This window comes from Steroidobacter sp., assembly GCF_016790065.1.
Lineage (GTDB): Bacteria > Pseudomonadota > Gammaproteobacteria > Steroidobacterales > Steroidobacteraceae > Steroidobacter.
In genome coordinates this window covers 1-3,293 of record NZ_JAEUPY010000052.1, presented here as the reverse complement: position 1 = coordinate 3,293, position 3,293 = coordinate 1, and the positions used below count along the sequence as shown (strand labels likewise).

The following is a 3,293-nucleotide window of genomic DNA, read 5'->3' as shown; positions in this document are numbered from 1 at the left end:
CCCTGCCTTCGGGAACATGCAGGAAGCGCGCGATGGAACCACGCAGGTCGGGCACATAGCCGGGCTGCCCGGAGCCATCATCCTTGTGACAACCCTGACAATGCAGCATGTAGTTCAGCGCCGCACGGCGGTCAGTCGCGTCGGCTATCACATTGACAGGAAGGATCGCCAACATCAGCAAGCACACCAACTTCTGCGCGGCCTCGAACCAAGCGGCGCTAGTCATCCAGTCACCGGCTTCACTGCTTCGCCATCGAGCGAGCGCCCCTCGCGCTGCAGGTACTGCTGTAGTGAAGCGACACGCAGGCGTTTGGCCTCGAACAGGCTTTCGAGATGTTCGCGACTGTTCACCAGACCCTGCGCGATCAGTATTCCCTGCTCATCGAGCAGCACCGCGTACGGCAACTTGCCGACCTGGTAGGTCAGCCCGAGCTGCATCGAGACCACGTACGGAAAGTCCGTGAGACCCTTGTCGCGGCGAAACCGCGCATGCTGCAACGTCTCTCCGTCGCTGGCGAAGATCACGCGCAGCCATGCCGACTCCTGCTTGCCGATGGCTTTGACGGCAGGAATCAACGCCGCACAGACCGGGCAATCGGGCGCGACGAACATGAGCAGCGTTCCTCGGCTGTGCCCTGCGCCGCCGATGACCGCATCGTCGCCATCCAGTGTGCGCAATCGAAGTTCCGGCGCCGCTTCGCCTGCTTTGATAGCGTGACTGATGGTAAGTGCGCCGGCCGGTGCCACACGCTGATGAAGCACACCGACCTGGCGCACGACGGCGAGCAGCACCACAGCCATCGCGATCAACAGAACCCATTGCAATACCAGGATCACGACGAGCGTAGTCATTGCGCCTCTTGCGGTGCTGAGTGAGTGAGCAACTGGTCGACAGCCGCGTAGATCAGAGTGCACGTCACCACTGCCGCACCCACCGAGACTGCCGACATGAGTTCGAGCGGACGGGATGCGACTGGCAAAGCAAGCATGAAAGCCGGCAGCGCCAGCACTACATTACGCAACACGAGAATGCGACTGGCAGGCCGGCGCGCGCCCCACGAGCAGCCGCAATCCAGCAGGACATTGCCGCGCGCGATGTTGATGTACATTGCCGCGCCATACGCCAGCAGAACACCTGCTGTCACCGCCGCAGCCAGTGTTCCGCTTGGCCCGAAGGCACATAGCACCACTACGCCCACTTCAAGGAAGACGATCACCCCTGCCGCGAGTCGAACGATCGCGGTACCGGGCCTCAAACCCGCCAGGTAACGACGCACGGTCGTTTCGAAGCTCGACCAGTCCACGATCTTGTGCAGCAGTGCGCTGCCGAAGAGCAGCAGGAAGCCAAGGCGGATGGTGAGCGCGACAACGGGATCTAGTTGCACGAGCAATGACTCCAGGGCCTGTTTCCCTTGATGAATAATTGCACGGGAGCGTGCTGCCCCGTATCCACCAACGGCAACTCGATGCGCGCGCGACAGTTGCCGGGATGGGATAAGCAGACATGGCAGCACGCCGCATACTCGAATCCTCGGCTCGAGGAATCAATCAATGGACGTGCTCTCCGTCTCCAATCGCATCGCCTCGACGCAACTCAGCGAACAGCTCAAGGACGCGCTGTGGTTCACGCCCACCTCGCAGTCCATCCACATCATTGCCTTGTCGGTGGTGTTCGCATGCGCGTTGCTCATCAGCCTGCGACTTGCGGGTGTGGGTCGCGCAGCCCAGCCGCTGCACATCGCCATCCGCAAGAAAACGCGATTCATGTATGTGGGCCTGGTCGCGCTGCTGATTACCGGGGCACTGCAGACCATCGCAGAGCCCGAACGTCAATTCGGTTCGCCGGCGTTCTGGATCAAGATGGTGCTGATCGTGTTTGGGTTGCTGCTCACGTGGTGGGTGGAACGCAGCGTGCGGCGTGAGCCGCAGCGCTGGGAAGACACAGCGCACCGCCCCGCTTGGTCGCGCCCTTATGCGCTCGCCTACGTGGCGACTTGGATCGCCATCATTTTCTGCGGTCGCTTCATCGGTTACACCTGAGGACATCGCATGGATCTGGCCCTGCTCGCCGAACAGATTGCCGAACTCCCGTTGTCGACCGCCATACGCACCGGCATGAGCTGGCGCTGGCTGTTTCCCACCATTGAATCCCTTCACGTCGTGGCCATCGGCACGGTGTTCGGCTCCATATTTCTGCTCGACTTGCGGCTGCTGGGCATTGGTGCGCGCGACGCCAAAGCCTCGAAATACTCGGCACAGATGCTGCCGCTGACGTGGACGGCATTCGCGCTGTCAATCGTCACTGGCGTGCTGCTGTTCATCGCCAACGCCCCTTCGTACGTGTTCAATCTGCAGTTCCGGCTGAAGCTCCTGCTGATATTGCTGGCCGGCGTGAACATGGCAGTGTTCCAGTGGGGCGTGTATCGCCGGGTGAGCGAGTGGGACGAGCGACTCCCGCCGCCGAACGCCGCACGCATTGCCGCGTTCGTCTCGATTACCTGTTGGACCGGCACAGTGTTTCTCGGCCGGTGGATCGGGTTCGTGCGCTAACAGGAATCACCGGAATGCGATCCCTCGGACACATGACTGTCGGCGGCATATTGAAGTCCGCGGCTGAACGCTTCGCGGAGCGCGAGGCATTGTTCTGCGTCGCCACCGGCAGGCGCTTTACGTTTCGGCAGTTGAACGCTCGCAGCAACCGGCTGGCGAATGCGTTGCTCACGCTGCCACTCGCGCGCAGATCCGTCGTCGCATTCATCTGCTCCAATCGCGCCGAGATAGTCGAGACCTACGCGGCACTCGCCAAATCGGGCCTGGTGGGCCTGCCGCTGAACTATCGTCTTGCGCCGACTGAATCGGCCGCGCTCATCAATGCCGTGGGCGCCGTAGCCGTTCTCTGCGAAGCGCGCTTCGGTAGCGTCCTCGACCACTTATATGCTCATTGTCCAGCACTCGCGCACGCGATATGGATCGGCGAGCACGCGCCCGAATCCTGCCTGCGCTATGAAGAACTGCTGTCGGCGGCACCGGCCAGCGAGCCCGACGTGGACATTGACGATCAAGCGCCGTTCTATTTCAACCTCACATCGGGGACGACCGGGTTGCCCAAAGCGTACGTGCTGACCCAGCACTCGGCGACTGCAATCCATCCCTCGATCCTCGCCACCGACAGCCGCGCGGACGATGTCAGCCTGGTGCTCTTTCCGGCCTTCGGGCGCGTTGGATTCGGCAATGTACTGCATGCGATGACCATCGGCACGCGCACCGTGCTCGCGAATTTCGATGCCGCCGAA

The 3,293-nt window shown here is 62.0% G+C and carries 6 protein-coding genes; 3 read left to right on the top strand and 3 right to left on the bottom strand.

Annotation, left to right across the window (positions count from 1 at the left end; all coding sequences use genetic code 11):
- The 3 genes from JNL55_RS01965 to JNL55_RS01955 all read right to left on the bottom strand — a co-directional run.
- Nucleotides 1–226, bottom strand: a 226-nt coding sequence (locus JNL55_RS01965) for a c-type cytochrome (protein WP_293848615.1), incomplete at its 3' end; no start/stop codon positions are given.
- Entirely contained in the window at nt 223–852 is a 630-nt protein-coding gene (gene mauD / locus JNL55_RS01960) for a methylamine dehydrogenase accessory protein MauD (RefSeq protein WP_293848614.1), read from the bottom strand. The genes mauD and JNL55_RS01965, both read right to left, overlap by 4 nt.
- Nucleotides 849–1,514, bottom strand: coding sequence for a MauE/DoxX family redox-associated membrane protein (locus JNL55_RS01955; RefSeq protein ID WP_293848612.1), 666 nt, complete (start codon nt 1,512–1,514; stop codon nt 849–851). The genes mauD and JNL55_RS01955 overlap by 4 nt, the downstream gene beginning before the upstream one ends.
- A gap of 37 nt (nt 1,515–1,551) precedes the next feature.
- On the opposite strand from JNL55_RS01955, the gene JNL55_RS01950 reads away from it, so the two are divergent.
- The 3 genes from JNL55_RS01950 to JNL55_RS01940 form a co-directional block, all read left to right on the top strand.
- Nucleotides 1,552–2,040 carry a DUF6644 family protein gene (locus JNL55_RS01950; RefSeq protein ID WP_293848610.1) on the top strand — a complete coding sequence of 163 codons (489 nt, stop codon included), beginning with the start codon at nt 1,552–1,554 and terminating at the stop codon, nt 2,038–2,040.
- Nucleotides 2,041–2,049: 9 nt separating this feature from the next.
- Nucleotides 2,050–2,550 (top strand): DUF6644 family protein, encoded by a 501-nt coding sequence (locus tag JNL55_RS01945; protein WP_293848608.1) that lies wholly within the window; start codon nt 2,050–2,052, stop codon nt 2,548–2,550.
- Nucleotides 2,551–2,564: 14 nt separating this feature from the next.
- Nucleotides 2,565–3,293 (top strand): AMP-binding protein (locus JNL55_RS01940; protein WP_293848606.1); only part of this gene is annotated, 729 nt, incomplete at its 3' end.

Coding starts and splice junctions, on each gene's coding strand:
- JNL55_RS01950 (WP_293848610.1), top strand. CDS start 1,552: ATGGACGTGCTCTCCGTCTCCAATCGCATCGCCTCGACGCAACTCAGC.
- JNL55_RS01945 (WP_293848608.1), top strand. CDS start 2,050: ATGGATCTGGCCCTGCTCGCCGAACAGATTGCCGAACTCCCGTTGTCG.
- mauD (WP_293848614.1), bottom strand. CDS start 852: ATGACTACGCTCGTCGTGATCCTGGTATTGCAATGGGTTCTGTTGATC.